The sequence below is a fragment of the Streptomyces xantholiticus genome, assembly GCF_014651015.1.
Taxonomy (GTDB): domain Bacteria; phylum Actinomycetota; class Actinomycetes; order Streptomycetales; family Streptomycetaceae; genus Streptomyces; species Streptomyces xantholiticus.
Window position 1 is genome coordinate 49,756 of sequence record NZ_BMWB01000010.1, and the last position, 25,578, is coordinate 75,333.

The following is a 25,578-nucleotide window of genomic DNA, read 5'->3' on the forward strand; positions in this document are numbered from 1 at the left end:
CCTGTGGTGCGCGCCGCCCCTCGCGGAACCTAAGGGCGTCAGCCCTCGACGCCCAGCTTCTGCAGGATCAGTTCCTTCACCCGAGCCGCGTCCGCCTGGCCGCGCGTGGTCTTCATGACCGCGCCCACCAGTGCGCCGACCGCCGCGACCTTGCCGCCGCGGATCTTGTCCGCGATCGCCGCGTTGCCGGCGATGGCCTCGTCGACGGCCGCGCCCAGCGCACCCTCGTCGGAGACGACCTTCAGGCCGCGCTTCTCGACGACGGTGTCCGGGTCGCCCTCGCCGGCGAGCACGCCCTCGAGACACAAGCGGGCCAGCTTGTCGTTGAGCGAGCCCTCCTTCACCAGTGCGGTCACCCGGGCGACCTGCGCCGGGGTGATCGCCAGCTCGTCCAGCGCCTTGCCCGACTCGTTGGCGCTGCGGGCCAGCTCGCCCATCCACCACTTACGGGCGGCGGCCGCCTCCGCGCCGGCCTCGATGGTGGCGACGATCAGGTCGACCGCGCCCGCGTTGAGGATGGACTGCATGTCGTGCTCGGAGACGCCCCAGTCCTCACGGAGCCGGTTGCGCCGCACCCGCGGCAACTCCGGCAGCGTGGCGCGCAGCTCCTCGACCCACTCGCGCGAGGGCGCGACCGGGACCAGGTCGGGCTCGGGGAAGTAGCGGTAGTCCTCCGCCTCCTCCTTGACCCGGCCGGAGGTGGTGGAGCCGTCGTCCTCGTGGAAGTGACGGGTCTCCTGCACGATCGTGCCGCCGGACGAGAGCACCGCGGCGTGCCGCTGGATCTCGTACCGGGCCGCCCGCTCGACGCTGCGCAGCGAGTTGACGTTCTTCGTCTCGGAGCGGGTGCCGAACTTCTCCGTGCCGTTCGGCCGCAGCGAGAGGTTCACGTCACAGCGCATCTGGCCCATCTCCATGCGGGCCTCGGAGACTCCGAGGGCACGGATGAGCTCGCGCAGCTCGGCGACGTACGCCTTGGCGACCTCGGGGGCGCGCTCACCGGCGCCGACGATCGGCTTGGTGACGATCTCGATCAGCGGGATGCCGGCGCGGTTGTAGTCGAGCAGGGAGTGCGAGGCGCCGTGGATGCGGCCGGTGGCACCGCCGACGTGGGTCGACTTGCCGGTGTCCTCCTCCATGTGGGCGCGTTCGATCTCCACGCGGAAGACCTCGCCGTCCTCGAGCTGGACGTCCAAGTAGCCGTTGAAGGCGATCGGCTCGTCGTACTGCGAGGTCTGGAAGTTCTTCGGCATGTCCGGATAGAAGTAGTTCTTCCGGGCGAAGCGGCACCACTCGGCGATCTCGCAGTGCAGCGCGAGGCCGATCTTGATGGCGGACTCGACGCCGACCGCGTTGACGACCGGGAGCGAGCCGGGCATGCCGAGACAGGTGGGGCAGGTCTGCGAGTTGGGCTCGGCGCCCAGCTCGGTGGAGCACCCGCAGAACATCTTGGTCTTGGTGCCGAGCTCGACATGGACCTCGAGGCCCATGACGGGGTCGTAGGACGCCAGGGCGTCCTCGTACGACACCAGTTCAGTGACGGTCACGATGAAACTTTCCCTCTCAGCCCAGCAGGACGTCGTCGTCGCCGAGCCGCTTCAGCTCGCGGTAGAGGATGGCCAGGCCGGTGACGATCGCGGCAGCGGACACCACGGCGTCGGCCAGCCGGAGCATGTCACCGTCGGCGCGGGCCAGCCTGGCCTGTTTGGCGACGCTGATCGCGCCGAACGCGGTGCTGCCGAGCGACACGTACAGCCCGGTCTTGGACTTCTTGAAGTTCTTGGCCTTCTTCGCCATGGCACTCACAGCATTTCTCCGTTCTCCCCCAGCGCTGGCGCCTGGGAGGGGCCCCCATGTCCGCCCGCGCGGCGCAGAGGTGCGGGCATCGTCGCCTTTTGCGGCCCGGCGGCCGCGCGTGCGTCGCTCACAGTGAAGGAGCCTCCTCGAGCAGCGGGTGTCCCCAGCGTTCCACGAAAGCGGCCTCGACGGCGGCACCGACCTTGTAGAGCCGGTCGTCCTTCATGGCCGGGGCGATGATCTGCAGGCCGACGGGCAGGCCGTCCTCCGGTGCGAGACCGCAGGGCAACGACATGGCCGCGTTGCCGGCCAGGTTGGTCGGGATGGTGCACAGGTCCGCGAGGTACATCGCCATCGGGTCGTCGGCTCGCTCGCCGATGGGGAAGGCGGTGGTCGGCGTCGTCGGGGAGACGATGACGTCGACGCTCTCGAAGGCCTTCTCGAAGTCCCGGGTGATGAGGGTGCGTACCTTCTGGGCGGAGCCGTAGTAGGCGTCGTAGTAGCCGGAGCTGAGCGCGTACGTGCCCAGCATGATGCGGCGCTTGACCTCGGGGCCGAAGCCGGCCTCGCGGGTCAGCGCGGTGACGTCCTCGGCGGACCTCGTGCCGTCGTCGCCGACGCGCAGGCCGTAACGCATGGCGTCGAAGCGGGCGAGGTTCGAGGAGCACTCGGACGGCGCGATCAGGTAGTACGCGGCGAGCGCCAGGTCGAACGACGGGCAGTCCAGCTCGACGATCTCGGCGCCGAGCTCCTTCAGCAGCTCGACGGACTCGTCGAAGCGCTGCACGACACCGGCCTGGTAGCCCTCGCCGCGGAACTGCTTGACGACGCCGACGCGCATGCCGGCCACGGAGCCGTTGCGGGCGGCCTCGACGACCGGCGGGACCGGGGCGTCGATGGACGTCGAGTCGAGTGGGTCGTGCCCGGCGATGACCTCGTGCAGCAAGGCCGCGTCCAGGACCGTACGGGCGCAGGGCCCACCCTGGTCGAGGCTGCTGCTGAACGCCACCATGCCGTAGCGGGACACCCCGCCGTAGGTGGGCTTGACGCCGACCGTGGCGGTGACGGCGGCGGGCTGGCGGATCGAGCCGCCGGTGTCCGTGCCGATCGCGAGCGGCGCCTGGTAGGAGGCGAGGGCGGCGGAGGACCCGCCGCCGGAGCCGCCGGGGATACGGGTCAGGTCCCACGGGTTGCCCGTCGGGCCGTAGGCGCTGTTCTCCGTGGAGGACCCCATGGCGAACTCGTCCATGTTGGTCTTGCCGAGGATGACGACGTCGGCGGCCTTGAGCCGCTTGGTGAGCGTCGCGTCGTACGGCGGGAGCCAGCCCTCGAGGATCTTCGAACCGACGGTGGTCGGGATGCCCTCGGTGGTGAAGATGTCCTTCAGCGCGAGCGGTACGCCGGCGAGGGGGCCGAGCTTCTCGCCCTTCGCCCGCTTCTCGTCGACGGCGCGGGCCTGCGCGAGAGCGCCCTCACGGTCGACGTGCAGAAACGCGTGGACCTTCTCGTCGACGGCCTCGATCCGGGCCAGGTGGGCCTCGGTGACCTCGACGGCGGTGAGTTCGCCGGCGGCGATCTTCGCGGCGATCTCGGCGGCGGTGAGCTTGATGATGCTGTCCGTCATGACTGTTAGTCCTCCCCCAGGATCTGCGGCACCTTGAAACGCTGCTGCTCCTGGGCAGGGGCGCCGTTGAGCGCCTGCTCGGGGGTGAGCGACGGACGGACCTCGTCGGCACGCATGACGTTCGTCAGCGGCAGCGGGTGGGAGGTCGGGGGTACGTCTTGGTCGGCGACCTCGGAGACGCGGGCGACCGCGCCGATGATGTCGTCGAGCTGTCCGGCGAAGTGCTCGAGCTCTTCGTCCTTCAGCTCCAGACGCGCCAGCCGGGCGAGGTGGGCGACCTCCTCGCGCGTGATGCCAGGCATGCAGCGATCCTCTGGGGTGAGTGTGATGGTTTTGGCCCAATCCTATGGGGCGGGCCCGGGTGCCCGTGAAACGGTTTGCCTTCCCCTCACCCCGGCCTCCCCGGAACCGGGTCCCGCCCCGGTCCCCACCGAGGTCTGCGGCCGTACACCCACCCGGCCGCTGCCACCGCCCCCGCCGCCCAGGAACCAGCCGCCCGGCCCGCCGAGCCGAAAGGGGCGCGCGGGTGTCGAAAGGGAGTGGGGCACCTCCCGCCGAAGGCAGGGGGAGCGCGGAGATCCCGACGAACGAGGGATCGAGCACGATCGACCGTCGACAACACGCACAAAGCGCCCCGGAGGCGAACCGAGCCCCAGTGGGCCCGCCCCACCGGCGCCGACGGCATGGCACCGACCGGAAGGCCGCACCGTCGCACCCACCCCGCACGGGCGGTGTGGGCAGGAGCCGCAGCCCGGCCGAGGGCCGGGCCGCACGACCACCGGCCCGGCAGCCTCCGGCGCACCATGCCCGGCTCCGCCCGCCCGAGGCGCCGCAGCAGGGGCTACGTCACCGCGCGGCCCGACGCGCGGTCGGCGCGCGGCTGGGGCGAGGGAAGCTCGCCCGCCGGGAGCGCCGGGCGGTGCCAGCCTCGTTCGCCGCGCGCCAGCAGCCACGCCGTCGTCTCCTGCGGCGGCATCGCCGCCGCGACCAGCCATCCCTGCACCGCGTCGCAGCGCAGATCCCTCAGCCGCTCCCAGGTCTCGTCGTCCTCGACGCCTTCTGCGACCACCAGCAGGCCCAGCGAGTGGGCCAGATCGACGGTGCAGCGGACGATCTCCGCGTCCTGCGCGTCGACCGCGAGCCGGGCCACGAAGGAACGGTCGATCTTCAGCTCGCTGACCGGCAGCCGCCGCAGATGCACCAGCGACGAGTACCCCGTGCCGAAGTCGTCGAGCGACATCTTCACGCCGTGGTCGGAGAGCCCGGCCAGCGTGTCCGCGGCGCGCTGCGGGTCCTCCAGCAGCACATGCTCCGTGATCTCCAACTGCAGTGCGCCCGCCGGGACCCCGTGCCGGGCCAGCCTCGCCGCGACGGCCCCGGCGAATCCGGGGGTGTGGACGTCGCGCGGCGAGACGTTGACGGCCACGGGGACCTCGAGACCCTGGGCCCGCCACTTCGCGACCTGCCCGAGCGCCGTCTCGAGGACGTACTCGGTCAGGTGCGGCATCAGCCCGGAGGACTCGGCGATCGCGATGAACTCGTCCGGGGGGACCCTCCCCCGCTCCGGGTGGACCCAGCGGACGAGGGCCTCGAGCCCCGCGACGTGCCCGTCGAAACGGACCTTGGGCTGGTAGTGGAGTTCGACCTCGCCGGCGTCGAGCGCCCGCCGCAGGTCGCCCAGGAGCCCGAGCCGGTCGGGGGTGTTGCTGTCGCGCTTGGACTCGTAGACCTCGACGCCCGTACGGTCGCGCTTTGCCTGGTACATCGCCACGTCCGCGCGGCGCAGCAGCCCCTCGGCGTCGAGCGCGTGGTCGGGGAAGACGGCGAGTCCCGCGCTGGCCTCCAGGACGAGGGTGAGCCCGTCGAGGTCGAGGGGCGAGGACAGTTCGGCGACGAGGTGCCTCGCGACGCGCTGCGCGGAGGTCGTGGAGTCCGCCGTCGGCAGCAGTACGGCGAACTCGTCGCCGCCGAGCCGGGCGGCCTCCGCGCCGCGCGGCAGGGCTTGCCGCAGCCGCTCGGCGATCTGCAGCAGGAGCCGGTCGCCCGCGAGATGCCCGAGGGTGTCGTTGACGGACCGGAAGCGGTCGAGGTCGATCAGTACGAGTGCGGCCCGCGCCCCGCTGCCTTCGGCGTCCTCGAGCGCGGACCAGGTGCGCTCCAGCAGCCAGTGGCGGTTGGGCAGCCCGGTGAGCGGGTCGCGCAACTGCTCCTCCGCCCTGGCCCTGGCGATCCACAGCGTCGAGTCCAGCGCGATGAGCGGTACGGCGAACAGGGGCAGCAGCAGCGGCATGACGACGGCGACGACGCAGATCAGGGGGGCGATGCCGACGAGCGCGACGGCGACGAGTCCCTGCCTGAGCAGGGCGGTGCGTGCGACGGTCGGCAGTCCGCCGGCCTGCGGGGCCAGTACGTACCAGAGCAGCAGCCGGGTGACGCCGAGATATGCCGTGGCGGCGAGGATGACTTCGGGCGCGGCCTCGAGCTCCCAGCCGAGCGGGTCCCAGGGCCGCTCGACGGTGGGCACGACGCCGAAGAGGGCGAGCGCGAGCGCGGCAGCGCCGATGCCGAGGACGTCGACCGCACCGTGAAGCAGGCCCTGTCGCCGGCGGTTGCGGCAGGCCGCGCCGACGAGCGCGACGACGGCGAGGCTGACCAGACCGGCCGGGACCCAGCCGTACAGCAGCAGCGTGGCGAGCGTGAGTGCGGCCCCTGAACCGGTGCCGCCCCACCAGCGGTCGCGACCGAGGGCGACGAGGTGGCCGACGATGATCCCGGTGAGCAGCGCGAGCGACCAGCCGTCTGCCTGGTCGGGGAAGAGCGCGTGGCCGTCGCGGACGGTCCGTACGACTCCGGTGGCGAGCACGAGCGCCGCACCCCCGACGACGGCCGCGGAAAGGCCGGGTGCCCTGCCCGCCAGGGCCGCCAGTCCACGCGGCCGTGAGACCGGGGCGGCGCTCTCGGTCGGTTTCATTCCCGTCCCTCTCACAGCCGGCGGTGCCTGCCTCGCGATGGATGCCGTTGTCATGCCACCACGACTGAAATCCCACCACGCAGCCGTGCACGACAGGCGCGCATCTCAACAGTAGGCCGCAGGAGGCTCGGACGGGCAGCGCTCTACAGCTCTTGCCCGAATGCGACCCGGCCACCCTTCTCCATCTGGTATGCGCTTGACGGTGACCTGTACTGGGCGTTCATCCGGCGCTCGGCCCGTCCGGATCCCGCCCCTCGTGCTGCGGTGGTGCGCCTCACGCGCCCCCTTCGAGCGCCCGTCCGAGCCCCATTTGTCATGCCTCCTGAGCCACAGCCGCCTCACGAGCCGCGTCGGGCCCCTGTTCGAGGAGAACCGCGAAGCCCGTCTCGTCCAACACCGGCACCTTCAACTGCACAGCCTTGTCGTACTTGGAACCGGGGTTGTCGCCGACCACGACGAAGCTCGTCTTCTTCGATACGGAACCGGCCACTTTCGCTCCGAGGCTCTGGAGCGCTTCTTTTGCGCCATCCCTGGTGTGGTTCTCCAGCGTCCCCGTGACGACGACCGTGAGTCCTTCGAGCGGCCGGGGCCCTTCGTCCTGACCGGCCTCCTCCTCCATCCGGACACCGGCCGCACGCCATTTGCGCAGGATCTCCTGGTGCCAGTCCTCCGCGAACCACTGCTTGAGCGCGGCGGCGATGATCGGGCCCACGCCGTCGGTGGCCGCCAGTTCCTCTTCCGTCGCTTGCTCGATCCGCTCGATGGAGCGGAACTCGCGGGCGAGCGCCTGGGCGGCGACAGGCCCGACATGACGGATGGACAGGCCGTTGATGATCCGGGCCAGCGGTGCCTGTTTGGCCGCCTCGATGCCGGCGAGCATCGCCAGCGCGTTCTTCTTCGGCTCACCCTTCTGGTTGGCGAAGACCGTGGCGACCTTCTCCTCGCCGGTCTTCGGGTCGTGCTTGGGCAGCCCGCTGTCCTGGTCGAGGACGTACGCCTTGATGGGCAGCAGCCGGTCGATGGTCAGGTCGAACAGGTCGCCCTCGTCCGTCAGCGGCGGCTCGGCCGGCTCCAGCGGCCGGGTCAGTGCGGCGGCGACCACCTCGCCGAAGTGGTCGATGTCCAGGCACTCCCGGCCGGCAAGATAGGAGACCCGCTCCCGCAGCTGCGCCGGGCACGAACGGGCGTTGGGGCACCGCAGATCGATGTCCCCCTCCTTCATGGCGCGCAGCGCCGTCCCGCACTCCGGGCACTCGGCGGGCATGACGAACTCCCGCTCGCTGCCGTCCCGCAGGTCGACCACCGGGCCGAGGATCTCCGGAATGACGTCGCCGGCCTTGCGCAGCACCACGGTGTCGCCGATGAGGACGCCCTTGGTCCTGACCACGTCCTGGTTGTGCAGGGTGGCGAACTCCACCTCGGAGCCGGCCACCGTCACCGGCTCGACCTGCGCGTACGGCGTGACGCGGCCGGTGCGGCCGACGCCGACGCGGATGTTGATCAACTTGGTGTTGACCTCCTCCGGCGCGTACTTCCAGGCGATCGCCCAGCGCGGGGCCCGCGCGGTGGATCCGAGGCGGCCCTGCAGCGGGATCTCGTCGAGCTTGACGACGACGCCGTCGATCTCGTGCTCGACGGAGTGGCGGTGCTCACCGAAGTAGGTGATGAACTCGCGCACCTCGTCCAGCGATCCGACCACCTTGTTGTGCTGCGCGGTCGGCAGGCCCCATTCACGCAGCAGCTCGTACGCCTGCGAGAGGCGGTCGATGGTCAGGCCCTGGCGGGCGCCGATGCCGTGCACGACCATGTGCAGCGGCAGCCTGGCGGTGACCTTGGGATCCTTCTGGCGCAGCGAACCGGAGGCGGAGTTCCGCGGGTTGGCGTACGGCTGATCGCCGGCCGCCACACGGCGGGCGTTGAGCTCCTGGAACTGCTCCATGGGGAAGTAGACCTCGCCGCGGATCTCCACGAGGTCGGGGATACGGTCGCCCGCCAGCCGGTCGGGGATGCCGGCGATGGTACGCACGTTCGGAGTGATGTCCTCGCCGACCCGGCCGTCGCCGCGGGTGGCGGCGCGGGTCAGCCTGCCCTTCTCGTACGTCAGGTTGACCGCGAGACCGTCGACCTTGAGCTCGCACAGGAAGTGATACCCGGAGGCGCCGACCTCGCGGGCGACGCGATCCGCCCAGGCGGCGAGCTCGGCGTCGTCGAACGCGTTGTCGAGGGAGAGCATCCGCTCGCGGTGCTCGACCTTGGACAGCTCCGTCTCGTAGTTCCCGGCGACCTTCTGGGTCGGGGAGTCGGGTGTCCGCAACTCCGGATGGCGCTCCTCGAGCCCTTCCAGCTCGCGCAGCAGCTTGTCGAACTCCGCGTCGGAGATGACGGGGCTGTCCTTCACGTAGTACCGGAAGCGGTGCTCCTCGATCTGCTCGGCGAGGAGCGCGTGCTGCTCCCGTGCCTCCGCGGGCAGGGTCGTCTGCTGTTCGCCGGCCACCGTTTCGTCCTCCCGTTGTCCGTGCGCCCGTTACTCAGGGTTGTCCGCGAGCGATTTCGCGGCACGGACGCAGTGGGCGAGGGCCGCGCGCGCGTACGCGGGCGAGGCGCCCGCGAGCCCGCACTTCGGAGTGATCACCAGCGACTCGGCAAGAGTCGCCGGATCCAGCCCCAGCCTGCGCCACAGTGTCCGTACACCCTTGACGATATCGGCGCCCACCGACAATCCGGCCGACGAGGCGTCGGTGGAGGGGACGACGCCCGCGAAGAGCTCGGTCCCTGCCTCCACCGCCTCACCGATCGACTCCTCGTCACGCTCGGTGAGCAGGTCGAAATCGAACGAGACTCCCTGCACGCCGGCCCGGCGCAACAGCGCGAACGGCACGTCGGGAGCGCAGGAGTGCACGACCACCGGGCCCTCGGTGACCGCCATGACGTCCCGCAGCGCGCTCTCGACGACCTGCCGGTCCACGGCGCGGTGGGTGCGGTACCCGCTGGCGGTCCTGACCTGCCCGCGCAGTACGGCGGTGAGGGACGGCTCGTCGAGCTGGAGCACGAGGCGGGCGCCCGGCACCCGGCGGCGTACCTCGGCGAGATGGTCGCGGAGCCCTTCGGCGAGGGAGGCGGCGAGGTCGCGGCAGGCTCCGGGGTCGCCGAGGGCCGCCTCGCCGCTCCGGCGTTCCAGTGCGGCGGCGAGCGTCCACGGGCCGACCGCCTGCACCTTCAGCGGGCCCTCGTAGCCCTGGGTGAACTCCTCCAGCGCGTCGAGGTCCTCGCCCATCCAGGAGCGGGCCCGGCGGGTGTCGCGCCCGGGCCGGTCACTGATGCGCCAACCGCTCGGCTCCACATGCGCGTACATCTCGACGAGCAGCCCGAGGCTCCGGCCGATCATGTCGGCGCCGGGCCCGCGGGCGGGCAGCTCGGCCAGGTGCACAAACTCCTCGAACGTCCCGGTGACCGCCTTCACGGCCTCGCGCGCGTCGCCGCCGGGCATGGACCCCACGCCGGTGGCGGGGCCCCAGGGGAACTCGTTCTTCTCACTCACCCGGGAAGCGTACGTGGGCCGGGCTTCCCCGGCGTGACCGGTCGGGGCGCGGCGCTCGCGGGCGCTGCCGTCGCGGCCCGGCGCGGGCGCGGGCCGGAGCCCGGTGCGGCAGCCGGCGACAGGGCCCGACACGGAGGCCGGCGCGGGGCCCCGCTGCGACAGCCCGGGGCCGGGCCGACCGCCGGGCCGCGGCGAGGCGAAGCCCGGCCGGCCCGTAGCGGTCAGCGCCCGGGCCGCACCGTCAGGTCGTTGATCTCGGCGTCGCGCGGCAGATCGATCGCCGTGATGACGGCCGTGGCGACCGACTCCGGGTCGATCCAGCGGGAGGCGTCGTACTCCTTGCCCTCCTGCGAGTGCACCTTCACCTGCATCGGGCCGGCCGTGCGCCCCGGGTAGACGGAGGTCACCCGCACCCCGTGCGCGTGCTCCTCGTGCCGCAGTGAGTCGGCGAGCGCCTTGAGGCCGTGCTTGGAGGCCGCGTACGCGCCCCAGTCGGCGTGCGCGTTGAGCCCGGCTCCCGAGTTGACGAAGACCACATGCCCCTGGGCCGCCCGCAGTTGCGGAAGGAACAGCCGGGTCAGCTCGGCCGGGGCGATCAGGTTCACGTTGAGCTGCTGGTGCCAGGTCTTGGGGCGCAGTTCGGCGACCGGTCCGAGATCGACGATCCCTGCGATGTGCAGCAGCGAGTCGACGGTCTCCGGCATCGACTGCTGCCCGAGGGCCCAGGAGATCCGGTCGGGGTCCGCCAGGTCGGCGACGAGGCTGCCGGCCCCCGGGTACCGCGCCTCCAATTCCTTGGCCCGGCCCGCGTCGCGTGCCACAACGACGAGATCGTCGCCCCGCTCGTGCAGACGGCGCGCGACGGCCGCGCCGATGCCGGATCCTGCACCGGTGATCAGATGGGTGGTCATGCCCGCCATGCTCGCACTACCGGATGCCGGCGGACTCCTCGAGGTAGGCCATCGCGCCCGCGCCGTCCTCGGCGAAGAAGACCAGCTCGGTGAGCGGCAGCGGCAGGAATCCCTCGTCCTCCATCCGCTGGAACTGCTGCTTCAGGCCGTCGTAGAAGCCCGCCGCGTTGAGCAGGACGACGGGCTTGGTGTGATGGCCGTGCTTCTTCAGTTCCAGGATCTCCGTCGCCTCGTCGAGCGTGCCCGTGCCACCGACCATGATCACGACCGCGTCGGACTTGGCGAGCAGCAGCGCCTTGCGCTCGGCGAGGTCCTTGGCGATCACCATCTCGTCCGCGTCCTCCCGCGCCTTCGCCCGCAGGAATTCCACCGACACCCCGACCAGCCGGCCGCCCGCCTCCTGCACGCCGTCCGCCACGACCTTCATGAGCCCGCTCTCGGAGCCGCCCCACACCAGTGTGTGCCCACCCTTGCCGATGAGCCCGGCGAATTCGCGTGCGGGGCGGGTGTAGCGCTCGTCGAGGTCGGCGGCCGAGAGGAAGACACAGATGTTCATGGCCCCACCGTACGGGCGCCCCCGGGCATCCCCCGAATTCCTTCTCGGCACGTTTTCCGCCGCGCGCGATGAGTTCTCGTGACCGATCCGGTCACCCCTGCCATGGACACCACGAGCACGGCCGTGAAGACGGCCGAATCCGCGGACGGTACCCGCATCGCGTACGAACAGCGAGGCGACGGCGCCCCGTTGGTCCTGGTGTGCGGCGCGCTGTGCACATCGGCGTCGGAAGCGCTGCTGGCCGAGCAACTGGCGCCGCACTTCACCGCCTTCACGTACGACCGCCGGGGGCGCGGCGGGAGCGGCGACACCACGCCGTACGCGGTGGAGCGCGAGGTCGAGGACCTCGCCGCCGTCATCGCGGCGGCGGGCGGCAGCGTTTCCGTCCACGGCACGTCCTCCGGCGCGGCTCTCGCGCTGCGCGCGGCGGCGGCCGGGTTGCCGATCACCCGGCTGTCCCTCTACGAGCCGCCGTTCGAGACCGACCCGGCGGCCCGGGACCGGAACGCCGAGTACGTCGGCCGGATGACGGCGCTGCTGGCCCGGGGCCGGCGGGGCGACGCACTGGCCGAGTTCCTGCGAGGGATCGGTATGCCGTCACAGGCGCTGTCCGGGCTTCGGATGCTGCCCATGTGGACGGAGATGGAAGGGCTCGCGCACACCTTGGCGTACGACCACGAGGTGATGGGCGACGGCATGGTCCCGACGGATCTTCTCGGCACGATCGCCGTCCCGGTGATGGTCGTCGACGGCGGCGCGAGCCCGGCCGGGTTGCGGGAGGCGGCGCGACTGGTCTCCCAGGCCCTCCCCCGCGGCCGCCACCGCACCCTGACCGGCCGGACCCACGAGGCCGCCCGGCAGGTCCTGGCACCCACGCTGGTGCGGTTCTTCACCGCGTGAACGACGACGCGGTAGCGCCGGCTGCGCGCACACGCCGGCGAAAACCCTTTGGCCGCATCCGGATCGAGCATGTGATGATCCCCGCATGACCTACGGAATCGAGTCCCGCCTCACCTGGTGAGCGCCATGGACGAGCGCGACGCGCTCACCCCCCGCCTTTCCCTGTACGAACAGGCCTTGCGCCTGGAGAGCACCGACCTCGACAGACCGCCCCGTACGACCGCCGAAGTTCCGGCCGGCGACCGCGGGAAACGGCCCAGGCGCACCTGGCAGGAGTCCAGGGCAGCCGCGCGGGAGGTACTCGAAGCCCTGCTGACCGAGCCGGACACCGCACGGGCCGCCGAAGAGACCGAGCGGCGTCTGCGCGAGCTGAGAGTGAGGATCGGTCACATCTCGGCAGCGGCCCGGGAGATGGACGTTCCCGACGAGGCAAGGGCCAGGGCACTCGGCCGGCATCTCACCCGCACGGGCAGCACCGCGTACGCCGTCGGGACCGGCATCGCCCTGCTCACACGCCTCGGGGAGACGGAGGACGTGCCCTGCCTCAAGACCCTGGGCCTGCTGCCCGCCTTCACCGATGCCGCGATCGCTGCGCTCGACGCGATCGACTCCCGGGCCGCGGCCCTGCTGTGGCTCGACCGCCGCACGCGAAATGACGAACTGCGCCCGTTGATCGACGCCCTCACCGGCGGTGACGACGAGGCGGCACGGGCCCGGCTGATCACGGTGCCCATGGATCGGCGCACCGTGGGCTCCACGATCGCCAGGCGGATCGCCCAGAGCATCCGCCTCCCGGACCTCCTGCGCGAGGAACCGGTCGTCTCTGGGATCGTGGCGCAGGGCGCACGCCTGCTGGCCCGGATGGGGAGCCTGCGGCACTACGAACCGGAGATCCTCAACTACCCCGAAGCCGCCGACGCCTTCGAGGCCGTGATCGCGCACGCCCACCGGCTCGCCCCGTCCCTCGACCACTACGCCACGCTGCTGTCGCTGGCGCTCGACCTGCACAGCGGTCCGGCTGTCCAGTTGGACTGGCGGGCCGGAGGGCGTGAGGAACTGCTCGGCGCCCTTGGCTCACTGCTCACCGCACCGGACTGGGCCGCCGTTCTGGCCGCCCCGGAGCCGGCTCACGCCACAGAGCGCCGCCGGCTCCGCTGGCTGCGCCGCAACGCACCAAGGCCGTTCACCGCCGTGCCGGGCTCGTCCCGGCTGCGTATCGAGGTGGTCGAACGGGATCCGGCAGAACCGGACGTCGTGGAGACCCGGTTCCTCGTCGACGGACGCCCGCTGGTGCCGAGGGCGTTCGGCCGGGGGCCGGGCCACTCTCCCGAGTACCTGCTCGACAACGGTTCGCTGCGCGCCACGGCGGACGCCCAGGAGGTCCAACTCGCCGAGGCGTACTGCACCGAGGGCTGCTGCGGCGCGCTGTACGTGACCGTCCGCCGCGAGGGCGACGAGGTGGTCTGGGGCGGCTGGCGCGGCGCGGCCGCCGGCGTCGCGCTCACCGAGTACCGCTTCGACGCCGCCGCCTACGACGCCGAGATCGCCCGGGCCGAGACCGACCACTCCTGGTCCTGGCCGGCACGCGACACGGCCCGGCTGATCGCGGAGGGCGTGCGCGAGCGACCGGACCTGCTCACCGGCTGGGACGCCGCGAAGGGGTGGATCGGCACCGACTTCGACGACCCCGACATCACCGTGCTGTCCTTCGTCTTCCGGCCGGGGCTCGCCGCCGGACGCAAGGACAAGGACGAGCCGTGGCTCCAGTTCGTCTGGCGCCTTCCGGACGACGGAACGCCTCCGGGGGAACGTGCCGCCGCCGCGCTGCGGCGTCTCGCCGCGGAGGACCCGAAGGGGTACGCGGAGCTCATCGGCGGCTCCCGCGAGTACGCGGAGGCGCTCGGCTTCGTCTGGCCGGAGCGGAAGCGCCGCCGCACCTGACCGAAGAGTGATCACGTCCCGGATCGCGTTGCGGGCTCATTCGCGGCAATGAGGCCCGCGCCCGGGACCGGTGCCCGCTCCGCCCGGGTTCCCCGGACCACCTCGGCCGCAGGATCTCCCGCCGAGAGCCTGGGCGACCACAGCGGTCCGTACCGGCCGAGGGCAGAAGGTCAGTCGTCGGCGGCGACGATCAGAGTGAGTGCGGCTGCGGTTCGGTCGATGAGGACGAGTTCGTGGTAGTCGACGTGGACGGGGCCGTAGTCGTGGACCGCGTCCTCGGGGAGTCGTCCCAGCACATATCGGCCGGTCGCCGTACGGATCGGGGTGTGGATCTCCTGCCGCAGGCGCGATCGCAGCGCATCCGGGACTGCGCCGTACTGCTCGGCCCACGTCCGGATGACGTCGAACGCGGCTGCGTCGTCGACCGGTCGGTAGGTGCCGGGGGTGATCCGGTCGAGCCACCATCCGCCGTGCCGGGGCCAGTCCTGGACGCCGGCTCCGTCATAGGTGTCCCGGAACTGCGGGTGCGCGATCAAGGCCGCCAACAGGTCCCGGTCGCCCGGCGGATCGGCCGGCAGCCGGAAGCGCTTGGTGTCGATCCAGCGGCACCCGTGGGCGCCCTTGGTGAAGTCGAAGTCCCGGAAGTTGATGAAGGAGCTGTCCAGGTGGACGAGGGCCGACGCCGGTTCCATGCCGATCATCGTAGAAGGCGCTGTCCCATCCGCGGGGCTTCGGACGGCGACGACTGCGCGGCCTACGCGACGGCGGCCGCCCGACGGGTCGTCGTCGCGATCGTCGCGGAGCCGACCACGCGGGTGCCGTCGTAGAGCACGATCGCCTGGCCCGGGGCAACGCCGCGCACCGGTTCGGTGAAGGCGACCCGCAGCTGAGAGCCGTCGACCAGCTCCGCCGTGACCTCCGTCTCGCCGCCGTGGGCGCGGAGCTGCGCGGTGTACGTGCCGGTGCCCGCCGGGGCGGTGCCGCACCAGCGCGGCTTGATCGCGGTCAGGGCAGTGACGTCCAGCGCCTCGGCCGGGCCGACGGTCACCGTGTTGTTCACCGGGGAGATGTCGAGGACGTAGCGCGGCTTGCCGTCGGGGGCGGGGTGGCCGATGCGCAGGCCCTTGCGCTGGCCGATGGTGAAGCCGTACGCGCCGTCGTGGGTGCCGAGCTTCGCACCTGCCTCGTCGACGATGTCGCCCTCCGCCCTTCCGAGGCGGTTCGCCAGGAAGCCCTGGGTGTCGCCGTCGGCGATGAAGCAGATGTCGTGGCTGTCGGGCTTCTTCGCGACCGCCAGACCCCGGCGCTCGGCCTCTGCCCGGATCTCGTCCTTGGTGGTGAGGGTGTCCCCGAGCGGGAACATGGCGTGCGCGAGCTGCTTCTCGTCGAGCACACCCAGCACGTACGACTGGTCCTTGGCCATGTCGCTGGCGCGGTGCAGCTCCCGGCTGCCGTCCTCGCGCACGACCACCGTGGCGTAGTGGCCGGTGCACACGGCGTCGAAGCCGAGCGCGAGCGCCTTGTCGAGCAGCGCCGCGAACTTGATCTTCTCGTTGCAGCGCAGGCACGGGTTGGGCGTGCGGCCCGCCTCGTACTCGGCGACGAAGTCCTCGACCACGTCCTCGCGGAAGCGTTCGGCCAGGTCCCACACGTAGAAGGGGATGCCGATGACGTCCGCGGCGCGGCGCGCGTCGCGCGAGTCCTCGAGGGTGCAGCAGCCGCGCGCACCGGTCCGGAACGACTGCGGATTCGCGGAGAGCGCCAGGTGCACACCGGTGACATCGTGCCCGGCCTCGGCGGCGCGGGCGGCGGCGACGGCGGAGTCGACCCCGCCCGACATGGCGGCGAGGACACGGAGGGGGCGCTGGGAGATCTCAGTCATAGCGATACCAGGGTACGGGCCCCGGGGAACCGAAGGCTCGCGAGTATGCGTTGTCACCGGCATGGGGAGCGACAAGAAGCACGGCAGAGGCGGCCGCGGCGTGAACCGGCGGGCTGTGCTGATCGGCACCGGCGCGGTGCTCGTGGGCGGAGGTCTGCTGGCGCAGGACGAGCTGAGGCATGCCTGGTGGAGGCTGCCCGGCATGACCAAGCCACGCAAGGAGGGCGAGCTCGACCACGCGGGCGCCGAGTGGACGGCGGCGTCCCGTGAGAACTGGCGCCTCGCCGACCGCCCCGACGACTACGGCATCGACCGCGTGATCATCCATGTCGTGCAGGGCAGCTACCCCTCGGCCCTGAAGGTCTTCAAGGACCCGGACCACGGCGCCGCGACGCATTACGTGGTGCGCAAGGACGGTCATGTGGCGCAGATGATCCGTGAGCTGGACGTCGCCTTCCACGCGGGCAACCGCTCGTACAACGAGCGCAGCATCGGGATCGAGCACGAGGGGTGGGTGCACCGCCCACAGGACTTCACGGACGCGATGTACCGGTCGTCGGCGAAACTGACGGCCGGTATCTGCGTCCGCTACGACATACCCGTCGACCGCGACCACATCATCGGCCACGTCGAGGTCCCCGGCACGGACCACACCGACCCGGGCCCGCACTGGGACTGGCCGACGTACATGAAGCTGGTCACGGCGGCGATGCCGGAGGCGCGCAAAGCGGTCGAGGCGGCGGAGAGGAAGGCCTAGGCTCGCGGAATGACCGGGACGGAGACGGGCGGCGACGTCCGGGAAGCCGGGCGCTGCCGCGAATTCGTCATCCCGCCCGCCGCGCCGGTCGTCGCACCCGACGGGCGGTACGTGGTGAGCGTCATCGACACCCGGGACGCCCCGGACGACGTCGTACGGGCACGGGCCGTGTATCTGAGCCGGACCGCGGGCGAGACTGCCGCGCCGCCGCTGACGCAGGCCGAGCTGGACGGAGACCGCTGTTACTACTTCGACGACAACGACGCGCCCTGCGTGATGGTGCGCCGCCTGGACGGGACGCTCGCGGGCTTCGGCCTCGTCGATGATCCCTTCTACTCCTGCGGCGACCCGCTGGACGTGCTCGGCGGGCCGGTCGACCTGGCCGACCCGGACAGCGTCGGCATCACCGCCGCCCTGCTGCGGGGATGCCTGGACGCCGTGCCGTCCTACGAGCTGGTGCTCGAGCTGAACGGCCACAACGGCGCGATGGTCCCGCTGGTCGAGTCGCTCGCCCGCCGGGTCGAGTGACGAACTGCCTGCCGGTTCGGGAACGGCCTAGCTCAGGCCCGCCGTGCGGGCCCGTTCGACCGCCGGGCCGATGGCCCGGGCGACTGCGTCCACGTCGGCCTGCGTCGAGGTGTGGCCGAGGCTGAAGCGCAGGGTGCCGCGGGCGAGGTCGGGGGCGGTGCCGGTGGCGAGGACGACGTGGCTGGGCTGGGCAACGCCGGCCGTGCAGGCGGAGCCGGTGGAGCACTCGATGCCCTGGGCGTCGAGAAGCAGGAGCAGGGAGTCGCCCTCGCAGCCGGGAAAGGTGAAGTGCGCGTTGGCGGGCAGCCGGTCCGTGGGGTCGCCGCCGAGGATGGCGTCGGGGACGGATGCCCGCACGGCGCGTACGAGATCGTCCCGCAGGCCGCCGATGTCGCGGGCGAAGTCCTCGCGGCGCTCCGCGGCCAGCCGGCCGGCCACCGCGAAGGAGGCGACGGCCGGGGCGTCGAGGGTGCCGGAGCGTACGTGGCGTTCCTGGCCGCCGCCGTGCAGCACGGGGACGGGGCTGTACTCCCGGCCGAGCAGCAGGGCGCCGATGCCGTACGGGCCGCCGATCTTGTGGCCGGACACGGTCATCGCGGCGAGCCCGGACGCGGCGAAGTCGACGTCGAGCTGGCCGAAGGCCTGTACGGCGTCGGCGTGCAGCGGTACGCCGAACTCCGCCGCGACCTCTGCCAGTTCACGGACCGGCATGACCGTGCCGATCTCGTTGTTGGCCCACATGACGGTGGCGAAGGCCACGTCGTCCGGGTTCCGTTCGACGGCCTCGCGCAGCGCCTCGGGGTGGACCCTGCCGTAGGGGTCAACGGGCAGGTACTCGATGGTCGCGCCCTCGTGCTCGCCGAGCCAGTCGACGGCGTCCAGGACGGCGTGGTGCTCGACGGGGGAGGCCAGTACGCGGGTCCGGGCCGGATCGGCGTCGCGGCGGGCCCAGTACAGGCCCTTGACGGCGAGGTTGTCGGCCTCGGTACCGCCCGAGGTGAAGACGACCTCACTGGGCCTGGCGCCGAGGGCTTCTGCGAGGGTTTCGCGGGCCTCCTCGACGGTACGGCGCGCCCGGCGCCCGGCGGCGTGGAGCGCGGAGGCGTTGCCGGTGACGGCGAGCTGGGCGGTCATCGCCTCGATCGCCTCCGGCAGCATCGGAGTGGTCGCGGCGTGGTCGAGGTAAGCCATGATGGCCCCGATTCTACGAGGCCCGGTGGGGGCACGGACGCGGCGCAGGGGCGCACGGCGATCCGGCGTGCGCGCCGGGAGCGGCTCGGTCCCGGCGGACTGGCGGGACGTCAGGCGCCGAAGCTCCAGGCGACCGTCCCGTTCGCGGTCACGAGCACGGCGAGCACCACGAGGTCGGCGACGCCGAGGGCGAGGCCGAGCAGGGCGCGGCCACGGCGCGCGGTGCCGCGCCGCAGGGCGAGGGCCGCGAACACGACGGCGGTCGGACCGAGCAGCATGTTCATCACGAGAAGTCCGACGAGGCCGAGCACGAACGCGGCGACGGCCATGTCGTCGGCGTCCTTGCGGCGCTCCTCGACGGTGCCGTTCGCGCCGACCGGTGCCTGGCCTGGGTTCTCGGCAGGGCTTTCGGCGCTCGGCCCGGTGTCGGGCCGGGCACCCCTGCGGTGCTGCGGACGTACGAGTTCGGCGAGTTGCATGACGTCTCTCCTTCCGGTGCGGGGTACGAGGAGTCTGCGGGCGGTTCAGTCGCGGCGAGCGCGACCGCGCTCCCTCACGGCGAAGACGAGCAGCCAGCAGCCGATCACTGAGGCGGCCACCACTGAGACGGACACGGGGAGTTGGACCACGGCGCCCAGCACGATTCCCAGCAGGAGGAGTGCTGCTACGAGGGCGATCATCGTCATCCTTTCGGCGACTACTTGGTGAACACTTGTAGGTACGACTGTTCACTGACTGGCGAGTCTACTCTTCCCTTGGCCGGAGAACGGTTGTTAACTGAACGTTATGAGCCACACCGTGGGCATCCGCCAGGCCCAGAAGCAGAAGACCCGCCAGGCACTCCTCGACGCGGCGCTCCAGCTGCTGGAGGAGCAGAGCCTGAGCAGCCTCGGGCTTCGCGAGGTCACCCGCGCGGTGGGCGTCGCCCCGACCGCGTTCTACCGGCACTTCCGCGACATGGCCGATCTCGGTGTGGCACTGGTCGAGGAAGCGCTCGGCAGCCTGCACCTCATGATCGGTGAGGCCCTGCACGAGCCGCGCGACGATGCCCGTATCGAACGGACCGTCGCGCTCGTGGCCGAACTCGTCCGCACCTCCCCCGCCCATGTCCGGTTCATCGCCCGCGAACGGCACGGCGGCGTGGCGGCCGTCCGGGCGGCGATAGGCGAGCAGCTCGACCGGTTCGGCGACGAGGTGGCGGCCGCGTTCGCCCGTGAGGCGGAGTCGGCCGGCTGGAGCGGGGAGGACCTGCGGATGCTCGCGGGCGTGTACGTCGACCACATGGTGATGACGGCCTCGTCCCTTCTTGAGGCCGGGCCCGGAGGCGAGGAGCGGGCCGGTGCACTGGCGCGCCGCCAGCTCCGGCTGATCAGTCTGGGCCGCCGCCACTGGCTGGACTGACCGCCGCCCGGCCGGGGTCGCCGGCAGACGGGTCCGCCGGGCGCCGGTACAGGTCCACGACGGCGGCGGCAGCGGCCGCGAGGGTCTCGCGCGCCTCTGCCGGTTCCAGCACCTCGACGCTCTCGCCGAACGCGAGCAGTGTGCGCACCGCCCCCGGCGCGGGCAGCACCAGCGGCACCCGCGACCACCCGTCACCGCGCGACTCCGGCGCGCCCGTCACCTGGGCCGCCTGGACACGCAGGAACAGGTCCAGACGGTCGTCCTTCACCAGGGCGGTGACCCGGGTCCCGGCCGGACGCTCCTCCACCTGGCGGCGCAGCACCTCCCACACGTCGGCCAGGTCCTGCCCCGGCCGGCGCCGCACCGGTTCGTCGGTCGTCTGCGCAAAGTGCACCCGGTCCACGCGGTACAGCCGCGGGGCGGCCCGGTGGTCCGCCACCAGGTACCAGACACCCGCCTTCACCACGAGGCCGTACGGGTCGACGGTGTACCTGCGGGGCCGGGTCGTACCGCTGTGGCGGTACCGCAGGTGCAGCCGGCGGTCGGCGAAGACGGCGGAACTGAGCGTGTCCAGTTCGACGGCAGCCTTGGGGGCGACCATCCAGCGGTCGGGGTCGACGAGGATGCGGCGGCTGGTCAACTCGGCGGCGGGCCTGTGCGGTTCGGGAAGCGCCGCCATCACCTTGCGCAGCGCCGACCCCAGCGCCTCGTCGAGTCCCAGGGCACGGTGGGCACCCTGTGCGGCGAGGACGAACAGCGCCCGCGACTCGTCGGCCGTGAGTCCGGTGACATCGGTGCGGTAGCCGGGCAGCAGCGCGATGCCGCCGTGCCGGCCGCGCTCGGCGTACACCGGGACCCCGGCGGCCGACAGTGCCTCGACGTCCCGGTAGACGGTGCGCACGGAGACCTCGAGCCGCTCGGCGAGCTCGGATGCGGGGACGAGGCCGCGGGTCTGCAGGAGCAGCAGGATCGACAGCAGCCGGCCGGACTTCACGGGCCCTCCGAAAACATGACGGGGGATGTCAGGTTATCCGGGGATCGTGCTGCCCGTCACCGTCGCACGGACCCGAGGAGTCGGACATGACCAACGACCCGCGCCCCCTTTACGCCCGCACGGCCGCCCAGTTCACCGGGCTGCTGAGGACCGTCACGCCCGAGCAGCTCGACCGCTCCACCCCCTGCACGGACTACGACGTACGCAGGCTGCTCTCCCATGTCGTGGGTGTCACCCGCCGGTTCGCGGTGATCGGGCAGGGCGGCGACGGCATGGCCGTGCCGACCCACACGGACGGCGTGGCGGACGACGGCTGGAGCGCCGCCTTCGAGCACGCCCTGCGGCAGGCGACCGCGGCCTGGGCGGACGACACGAAACTCGCCGGCGAGTACACGGTCCCTTGGGGCCGGGTGCCGGGCGCGGCAGCGGTGGGCGGGTACGTGATGGAGACCCTGACCCACACCTGGGACCTGTCGCGGGCGCTCGGACACCCGATGCCGCTGGACGAGGACCTGGCCCTCGCCGTTCTGCCGCTGGCCCGGCAGGCACTGCCCGCGGACCGCCGCGGCGAGGAGGTGCCGTTCGCCGCGGTGCACGAGGCCCCCGCGGACGCGGACGCCTACGGCCGGCTGGCGGCGTGGCTGGGGCGCGAGGTGTGACCGGTCCCCGCGCCCCGGGCGCGGGCCTCGTCAGAGCCGCGGGGCCCTGGCCAACTGGCGGGACTGGGCGACCAGACGGTCCGCGGAGTCCCAGACGTCCGCGTCCTCCTCCAGGAAGCCGCCCGCCAGGTTGCGCGTCGTGATCGAGACGCGGAGGGGACCCGGTGCCGGGCGGCAGCGGATATGGGTGGTCAGTTCGACCGTCGGGGTCCAGCCGGTGAGGCCCAGCTCGAACGAGGTCGGCGGCAGAGCGTCCACGGTCAGCAGCAGGGACAGCGCATCCGCGTCCCGTCCGTCCGCCAGGCCGAACCAGCCGCGCATCTCGCCCTTGCCCGACGGCGCGCCGATCGCCCAGCCGGCGGTCGCCGGGTCGAGCCTGATGTCCAGCCGCTCGGTGATCGCCGAGCTGCCCGGGATGGGGGCCGGACCGTCGGACGGGCCGAGGCAGTGCTCGATCGGCGGGATCGCCGGCGGCTTGGCGGAGGTGCGGACGTCGTCCGGGAGGGCATCCAGGTCGCCGTACGTCGCCAGCACCCGGATGCGCTCCACCTCGGTGCCGTCCTCCGCGTATTGGAAGAGGGACGCCTGACCGGTGGAGAGCGTACGCCCGGTGCGTACCGTCTCTGTGCGGATCACCGCGGGCCCGGGCTGGGACGCCGTCAGATAGTGCGCGGACACGGAGAACGGGTCGGGGTGCGGCAGCGCGTCACCGAGCGCCCGGCCCATGAGTGCCAGCAGATAACCGCCGTTGACGGCGTGGATGATCGTCCAGCCCGCCGAGAGCTCCGCGTCGTAGACGCCCGTCCCGCGCAGGGTGATCGCGGTGTCGCGGTCGAACTCGCTGTTGCCGACCGTCGCCTGAGCCACTGCTTCTGCCATGGCGGTACCGTACAACAAGTAACTACTAAGCGGTAGCTTTGTGCTCCTGCTCGCTCATCTCGGAACGCCGGTTCCACGCCCTCGGGGCCCGCCAGTGGTACCGCATCGCCAACAGCCGCAGCACGAATGCGGTCACCACGGCCAGTCCGCTCGTGAAGGGACTCAGGACCTCCAACCGGATGCAGAGCACGACCATCGTCGCGCCCACCATGGCGGGCACCGCGTACAGATCACGGTCCCAGCGCAGCAGCGACGGCACCTCGTTGGCGAGCACGTCGCGCAGCACACCGCCCCCGACGGCCGTGGCGAGACCCAGGGTCGCCGATGCGGTGAGCCCGAGGCCGTACTCGTACGCCTTGGTCGTGCCGGTCACACAGAAGAGGCCGAGACCGGCCGCGTCGAAGACGTTGACGGCCACCTGGATCCGCTCGACGTGCGGGTGCAGGAAGAACACCAGCCCCGTCGCCACCAGCGGTGTGACGAAGTAACCGAGGTCGGTGAAGGCCGCGGGCGGTACGGCCCCGATGATCAGGTCACGCAGCAGACCACCGCCGAGAGCCGTGACCTCGGCGAGGACCGCCATGCCGAACACGTCGAAGTTCTTGCGCACGGCAAGCAGCGCCCCGGAGATCGCGAAGACGAAGATCCCGACGAGCTCGAGCGCATGCTGGACGGAGGGCGTGAACAGTTCTTGGAGCACCGGACAGTTCTACATCGCCCGGTGCTCCAAGATGTGCGCGCGTCCGTCAGGCGGTCCTGCCCGCCTTCTTGGCGGAGGCGTCCGGCTCCGGAGCATCCGCGTCGGCGCCGGACTCCGAAGGGTCCCCGTCGGCGTCGGCGTCGGCGGACTCGGCCGCGGCCGCGTCCCCGTCCGTGGCAGGGGCGCCGTCCTCGTCGGCCGGGGCCTCATGCTCTGCGTCCTCGCCCTTCGGGGCAGGCGCCTGGGCCGGGACCTTCGAAGCCGGCTCAGGCGCCGCGTCCTCGACCTCGGCCTCCTGGGAGGCCACCGCTTCCGTGGAGACCACGGCCTCGATACCGGTCGGCCGGGTGAGCTCCAACTCGCCCGCCTCGATCTCGGCCGCGAAGTGACAGGCCACCTTGTGCCCGTCGCCGACGTCCGTCAGCACCGGCCGCTCGACCGCGCACTTGTCCTGGGCCCAGGGGCACCGGGTGTGGAAGCGGCAGCCCGCCGGCGGGTTCGCCGGGGAGGGCAGGTCGCCCTGGAGCAGGATCCGCTCGCGCCGGTCCTCGACCTCCGGGTCGGGCACCGGCACCGCGGACATGAGCGCCTTGGTGTAAGGGTGCTTGGGCCCCGCGTACAGTGCGTCGCTCGGCGCCTCCTCCACCAGCGAGCCGAGATACATGACCCCGATGACGTCGGAGATGTGCCGGACGACCGCGAGGTCGTGGGCGATGACGAGGTACGTCAGGCCCAGCGACTCCTGGAGCTCCTCCAGCAGGTTGATCACCTGCGCCTGAACCGACACGTCGAGCGCGGAGACCGGCTCGTCGCAGATGATCACGTCGGGCTCGAGGACCAGCGCACGCGCGATGCCGATGCGCTGACGCTGGCCGCCGGAGAACTCGTGCGGATAGCGGGAGAGCGCGTTGGTCGGCAGGCCGACCTTGGCGAGGATCTCCTTGATCTTCTCCCGGCGCTCGTCCTGGTCCTTGCCGATCCCGTGCGCGGCCATGCCCTCGCTGAGGATGGACTCGATGTTCTGCCGCGGGTTGAGGCTGCCGAGCGGGTCCTGGAAGACCATCTGCAGACGCCGGCGGTACCGGCGCATCTCCTCCTCCGGCAGCTTCGCCAGATCGGTCCCGTCGAAGACGACTTCGCCGTCGGTGATGTCCACCAGTCGCAGCACGCCGCGGCCGAGCGTGGTCTTGCCGCAGCCCGACTCGCCCACGAGCCCATAGGTCTGGCCGGCCTCGACCTTGAGCGACACGCCGTCGACCGCGTAGACGTGGCCGACCGTACGGTCGAAGAGGATGCCCTTCTTGACCGGGAAGTGGACCTTCACACCGTCGAGTTCGAGCAGGCTCATGCCGAGACCTCCGCCTTGGACTTGGGAAGGACCGGGTTGACGCACCGGACCTGGTGTCCGGCCGCGCGTGGTTCGGTCAGTTCGGGGGTGCCGGTCAGGCACTCCATCGTGTAGCGGTCGCAGCGGGGCGCGAAGGCGCAGCCGTCGGCCCAGGCGATCCGGTCGTTGATGGATCCGCGGATGGGGCTGAGCGGCTCGCCACGGGGCGCGTCGAGCCTGGGTATGGAGCCGAGCAGACCGTGCGCGTACGGGTGGGTGGGGTGCGCGAAGAGCTCGCGCCGGCCCGCGGACTCCACGGCCCGACCCGCGTACAGGACGTTGACCTGGTCGCAGATGCCGGCCACGACACCCAGATCGTGGGTGATCATCAGCAGGGCGGTGCCCTCCTGGTCGACCAGTTCCTTGAGGAGTTCCAGGATCTGCGCCTGGATGGTCACGTCCAGCGCGGTCGTCGGTTCGTCGGCGATGAGCAGCCGGGGCGCGCAGGCGACCGCCATGGCGATGAGCGCGCGCTGGCGCATACCGCCGGACAGCTGGTGCGGATACTCCTTGAGCCGCCGGCTCGGATCGGGGATGCCGACCCGGTCCAGCAGGTGGGCGGCCTCCTTGCGGGCGGCCTCCCCCTTGAGGCCGCGGTGGCGCTCGAGGATCTCGGTGACCTGGACGCCGATGGGGACGACCGGGTTCAGCGAGGACAGCGGGTCCTGGAAGATCATCGCGAGCTTGCTGCCGCGCATGTCCCGCAGCTTGCGCGGGCTCATGCTCAGCAGGTCCTGGCCGTCGAACACGGCACGTCCGCCGATCTTCACACCCTTGTTCGGGAGCAGACCCATCAGGGCGAGCGAGGTCACGGACTTGCCGCAGCCCGACTCGCCGACGAGACCCACGACCTGGCCCTGGTCGACGTCGAAGGAGACGCCGTCGACGGCCGTCGCGTCCTTGCGGCCCTTGGCGGTGAAGGTGACGCTGAGTTCTTCAACAGAGAGCAGTGCCATGGGACT

Annotated in this window: 25 protein-coding genes; 6 read left to right on the forward strand and 19 right to left on the reverse strand. The window is 71.8% G+C overall.

The features are described 5' to 3' along the window. Window positions 1-38: 38 nt before the first annotated feature. The 9 genes from gatB to IE198_RS17145 form a co-directional block, all read right to left on the reverse strand. Complete coding sequence (gene gatB, locus IE198_RS17105) at window positions 39-1,547, reverse strand: Asp-tRNA(Asn)/Glu-tRNA(Gln) amidotransferase subunit GatB (protein ID WP_189887365.1); 1,509 nt, start codon at window positions 1,545-1,547, stop codon at window positions 39-41. Window positions 1,548-1,563: 16 nt separating this feature from the next. Further along, window positions 1,564-1,797: a hypothetical protein gene (locus IE198_RS17110; protein WP_189887620.1), complete on the reverse strand. Its 234-nt coding sequence runs from the start codon at window positions 1,795-1,797 to the stop codon at window positions 1,564-1,566. 127 nt (window positions 1,798-1,924) lie between these two features. Further along, a complete protein-coding gene (gene gatA, locus IE198_RS17115; RefSeq protein ID WP_189887367.1) occupies window positions 1,925-3,421 on the reverse strand; it encodes an Asp-tRNA(Asn)/Glu-tRNA(Gln) amidotransferase subunit GatA in 1,497 nt (498 codons plus the stop codon). A gap of 5 nt (window positions 3,422-3,426) precedes the next feature. Continuing rightward, window positions 3,427-3,723, reverse strand: a complete 297-nt coding sequence (gene gatC, locus IE198_RS17120) for an Asp-tRNA(Asn)/Glu-tRNA(Gln) amidotransferase subunit GatC (RefSeq protein ID WP_100109300.1) — start codon at window positions 3,721-3,723, stop codon at window positions 3,427-3,429. A gap of 539 nt (window positions 3,724-4,262) precedes the next feature. After that, window positions 4,263-6,392, reverse strand: a complete 2,130-nt coding sequence (locus IE198_RS17125) for a putative bifunctional diguanylate cyclase/phosphodiesterase (RefSeq protein WP_189887368.1) — start codon at window positions 6,390-6,392, stop codon at window positions 4,263-4,265. A gap of 313 nt (window positions 6,393-6,705) precedes the next feature. After that, window positions 6,706-8,886: an NAD-dependent DNA ligase LigA gene (ligA, locus tag IE198_RS17130; RefSeq protein WP_189887370.1), complete on the reverse strand. Its 2,181-nt coding sequence runs from the start codon at window positions 8,884-8,886 to the stop codon at window positions 6,706-6,708. A gap of 30 nt (window positions 8,887-8,916) precedes the next feature. After that, window positions 8,917-9,930, reverse strand: coding sequence for a methionine synthase (locus IE198_RS17135; protein ID WP_189887372.1), 1,014 nt, complete (start codon window positions 9,928-9,930; stop codon window positions 8,917-8,919). Window positions 9,931-10,151: 221 nt separating this feature from the next. Beyond that, the gene (locus tag IE198_RS17140; protein WP_189887374.1) at window positions 10,152-10,850 is read right to left on the reverse strand and encodes an SDR family oxidoreductase; all 699 of its coding nucleotides are present in this window, start codon (window positions 10,848-10,850) and stop codon (window positions 10,152-10,154) included. Window positions 10,851-10,857: 7 nt separating this feature from the next. Beyond that, complete coding sequence (locus IE198_RS17145) at window positions 10,858-11,397, reverse strand: LOG family protein (protein WP_189887376.1); 540 nt, start codon at window positions 11,395-11,397, stop codon at window positions 10,858-10,860. Between the two features lie 78 nt (window positions 11,398-11,475). Between IE198_RS17145 and IE198_RS17150 the strand changes: the two genes are divergently transcribed. Both IE198_RS17150 and IE198_RS17155 read left to right on the forward strand, forming a co-directional pair. Then, a complete protein-coding gene (locus IE198_RS17150; protein WP_308426817.1) occupies window positions 11,476-12,297 on the forward strand; it encodes an alpha/beta fold hydrolase in 822 nt (273 codons plus the stop codon). 126 nt (window positions 12,298-12,423) lie between these two features. Further along, window positions 12,424-14,238, forward strand: coding sequence for a hypothetical protein (locus IE198_RS17155; RefSeq protein WP_189887378.1), 1,815 nt, complete (start codon window positions 12,424-12,426; stop codon window positions 14,236-14,238). A 170-nt stretch (window positions 14,239-14,408) separates the two neighbouring features. Here IE198_RS17155 and IE198_RS17160 read toward each other — a convergent pair whose 3' ends face one another. Both IE198_RS17160 and mnmA read right to left on the reverse strand, forming a co-directional pair. Next, window positions 14,409-14,930 (reverse strand): hypothetical protein, encoded by a 522-nt coding sequence (locus IE198_RS17160; RefSeq protein ID WP_229834029.1) that lies wholly within the window; start codon window positions 14,928-14,930, stop codon window positions 14,409-14,411. Between the two features lie 62 nt (window positions 14,931-14,992). Then, a complete protein-coding gene (gene mnmA / locus IE198_RS17165; protein WP_189887382.1) occupies window positions 14,993-16,120 on the reverse strand; it encodes a tRNA 2-thiouridine(34) synthase MnmA in 1,128 nt (375 codons plus the stop codon). Window positions 16,121-16,181: 61 nt separating this feature from the next. On the opposite strand from mnmA, the gene IE198_RS17170 reads away from it, so the two are divergent. Together IE198_RS17170 and IE198_RS17175 are read left to right on the forward strand one after the other, a co-directional pair. Beyond that, the gene (locus tag IE198_RS17170) at window positions 16,182-16,877 is read left to right on the forward strand and encodes an N-acetylmuramoyl-L-alanine amidase (protein ID WP_189887384.1); all 696 of its coding nucleotides are present in this window, start codon (window positions 16,182-16,184) and stop codon (window positions 16,875-16,877) included. A gap of 9 nt (window positions 16,878-16,886) precedes the next feature. Then, complete coding sequence (locus tag IE198_RS17175; protein ID WP_189887385.1) at window positions 16,887-17,405, forward strand: hypothetical protein; 519 nt, start codon at window positions 16,887-16,889, stop codon at window positions 17,403-17,405. Between the two features lie 27 nt (window positions 17,406-17,432). On the opposite strand, the gene IE198_RS17180 is transcribed toward IE198_RS17175, so the two are convergent. The 3 genes from IE198_RS17180 to IE198_RS17190 all read right to left on the reverse strand — a co-directional run bounded on the left by IE198_RS17180 (window position 17,433) and on the right by IE198_RS17190 (window position 19,276). Next, the gene (locus tag IE198_RS17180) at window positions 17,433-18,596 is read right to left on the reverse strand and encodes a cysteine desulfurase family protein (protein WP_189887388.1); all 1,164 of its coding nucleotides are present in this window, start codon (window positions 18,594-18,596) and stop codon (window positions 17,433-17,435) included. Between the two features lie 110 nt (window positions 18,597-18,706). Beyond that, window positions 18,707-19,075, reverse strand: a complete 369-nt coding sequence (locus tag IE198_RS17185) for a hypothetical protein (RefSeq protein ID WP_189887389.1) — start codon at window positions 19,073-19,075, stop codon at window positions 18,707-18,709. A gap of 45 nt (window positions 19,076-19,120) precedes the next feature. Then, window positions 19,121-19,276, reverse strand: a complete 156-nt coding sequence (locus IE198_RS17190; protein WP_100109288.1) for a hypothetical protein — start codon at window positions 19,274-19,276, stop codon at window positions 19,121-19,123. A gap of 106 nt (window positions 19,277-19,382) precedes the next feature. Here IE198_RS17190 and IE198_RS17195 point away from each other — a divergent pair, with 106 nt between their 5' ends. Further along, window positions 19,383-19,997 carry a TetR family transcriptional regulator gene (locus tag IE198_RS17195; protein ID WP_189887391.1) on the forward strand — a complete coding sequence of 205 codons (615 nt, stop codon included), beginning with the start codon at window positions 19,383-19,385 and terminating at the stop codon, window positions 19,995-19,997. Here IE198_RS17195 and IE198_RS17200 read toward each other — a convergent pair. Beyond that, window positions 19,966-20,991, reverse strand: a complete 1,026-nt coding sequence (locus tag IE198_RS17200; RefSeq protein WP_189887392.1) for a helix-turn-helix transcriptional regulator — start codon at window positions 20,989-20,991, stop codon at window positions 19,966-19,968. The two genes, IE198_RS17195 and IE198_RS17200, sit on opposite strands and share 32 nt — an antisense overlap. Before the next feature lie 86 nt (window positions 20,992-21,077). Between IE198_RS17200 and IE198_RS17205 the strand changes: the two genes are divergently transcribed. Then, complete coding sequence (locus IE198_RS17205; RefSeq protein WP_189887394.1) at window positions 21,078-21,650, forward strand: TIGR03086 family metal-binding protein; 573 nt, start codon at window positions 21,078-21,080, stop codon at window positions 21,648-21,650. A 30-nt stretch (window positions 21,651-21,680) separates the two neighbouring features. On the opposite strand, the gene IE198_RS17210 is transcribed toward IE198_RS17205, so the two are convergent. Genes IE198_RS17210 through IE198_RS17225 form a run of 4 tightly spaced genes read right to left on the reverse strand, consistent with a single transcriptional unit; the run spans window position 21,681 to window position 25,572 of the window. Further along, window positions 21,681-22,529 (reverse strand): thioesterase family protein, encoded by an 849-nt coding sequence (locus IE198_RS17210; protein WP_189887396.1) that lies wholly within the window; start codon window positions 22,527-22,529, stop codon window positions 21,681-21,683. Window positions 22,530-22,554: 25 nt separating this feature from the next. Beyond that, complete coding sequence (locus tag IE198_RS17215; protein WP_189887398.1) at window positions 22,555-23,229, reverse strand: trimeric intracellular cation channel family protein; 675 nt, start codon at window positions 23,227-23,229, stop codon at window positions 22,555-22,557. A gap of 46 nt (window positions 23,230-23,275) precedes the next feature. Beyond that, entirely contained in the window at window positions 23,276-24,577 is a 1,302-nt protein-coding gene (locus IE198_RS17220) for an ABC transporter ATP-binding protein (RefSeq protein ID WP_189887400.1), read from the reverse strand. Continuing rightward, on the reverse strand, window positions 24,574-25,572 hold the full coding sequence (locus IE198_RS17225; protein ID WP_189887402.1) for an ABC transporter ATP-binding protein: 999 nt from the start codon (window positions 25,570-25,572) through the stop codon (window positions 24,574-24,576). Before IE198_RS17225 ends, IE198_RS17220 begins: the two co-directional genes overlap by 4 nt. Window positions 25,573-25,578 lie beyond the last annotated feature (6 nt).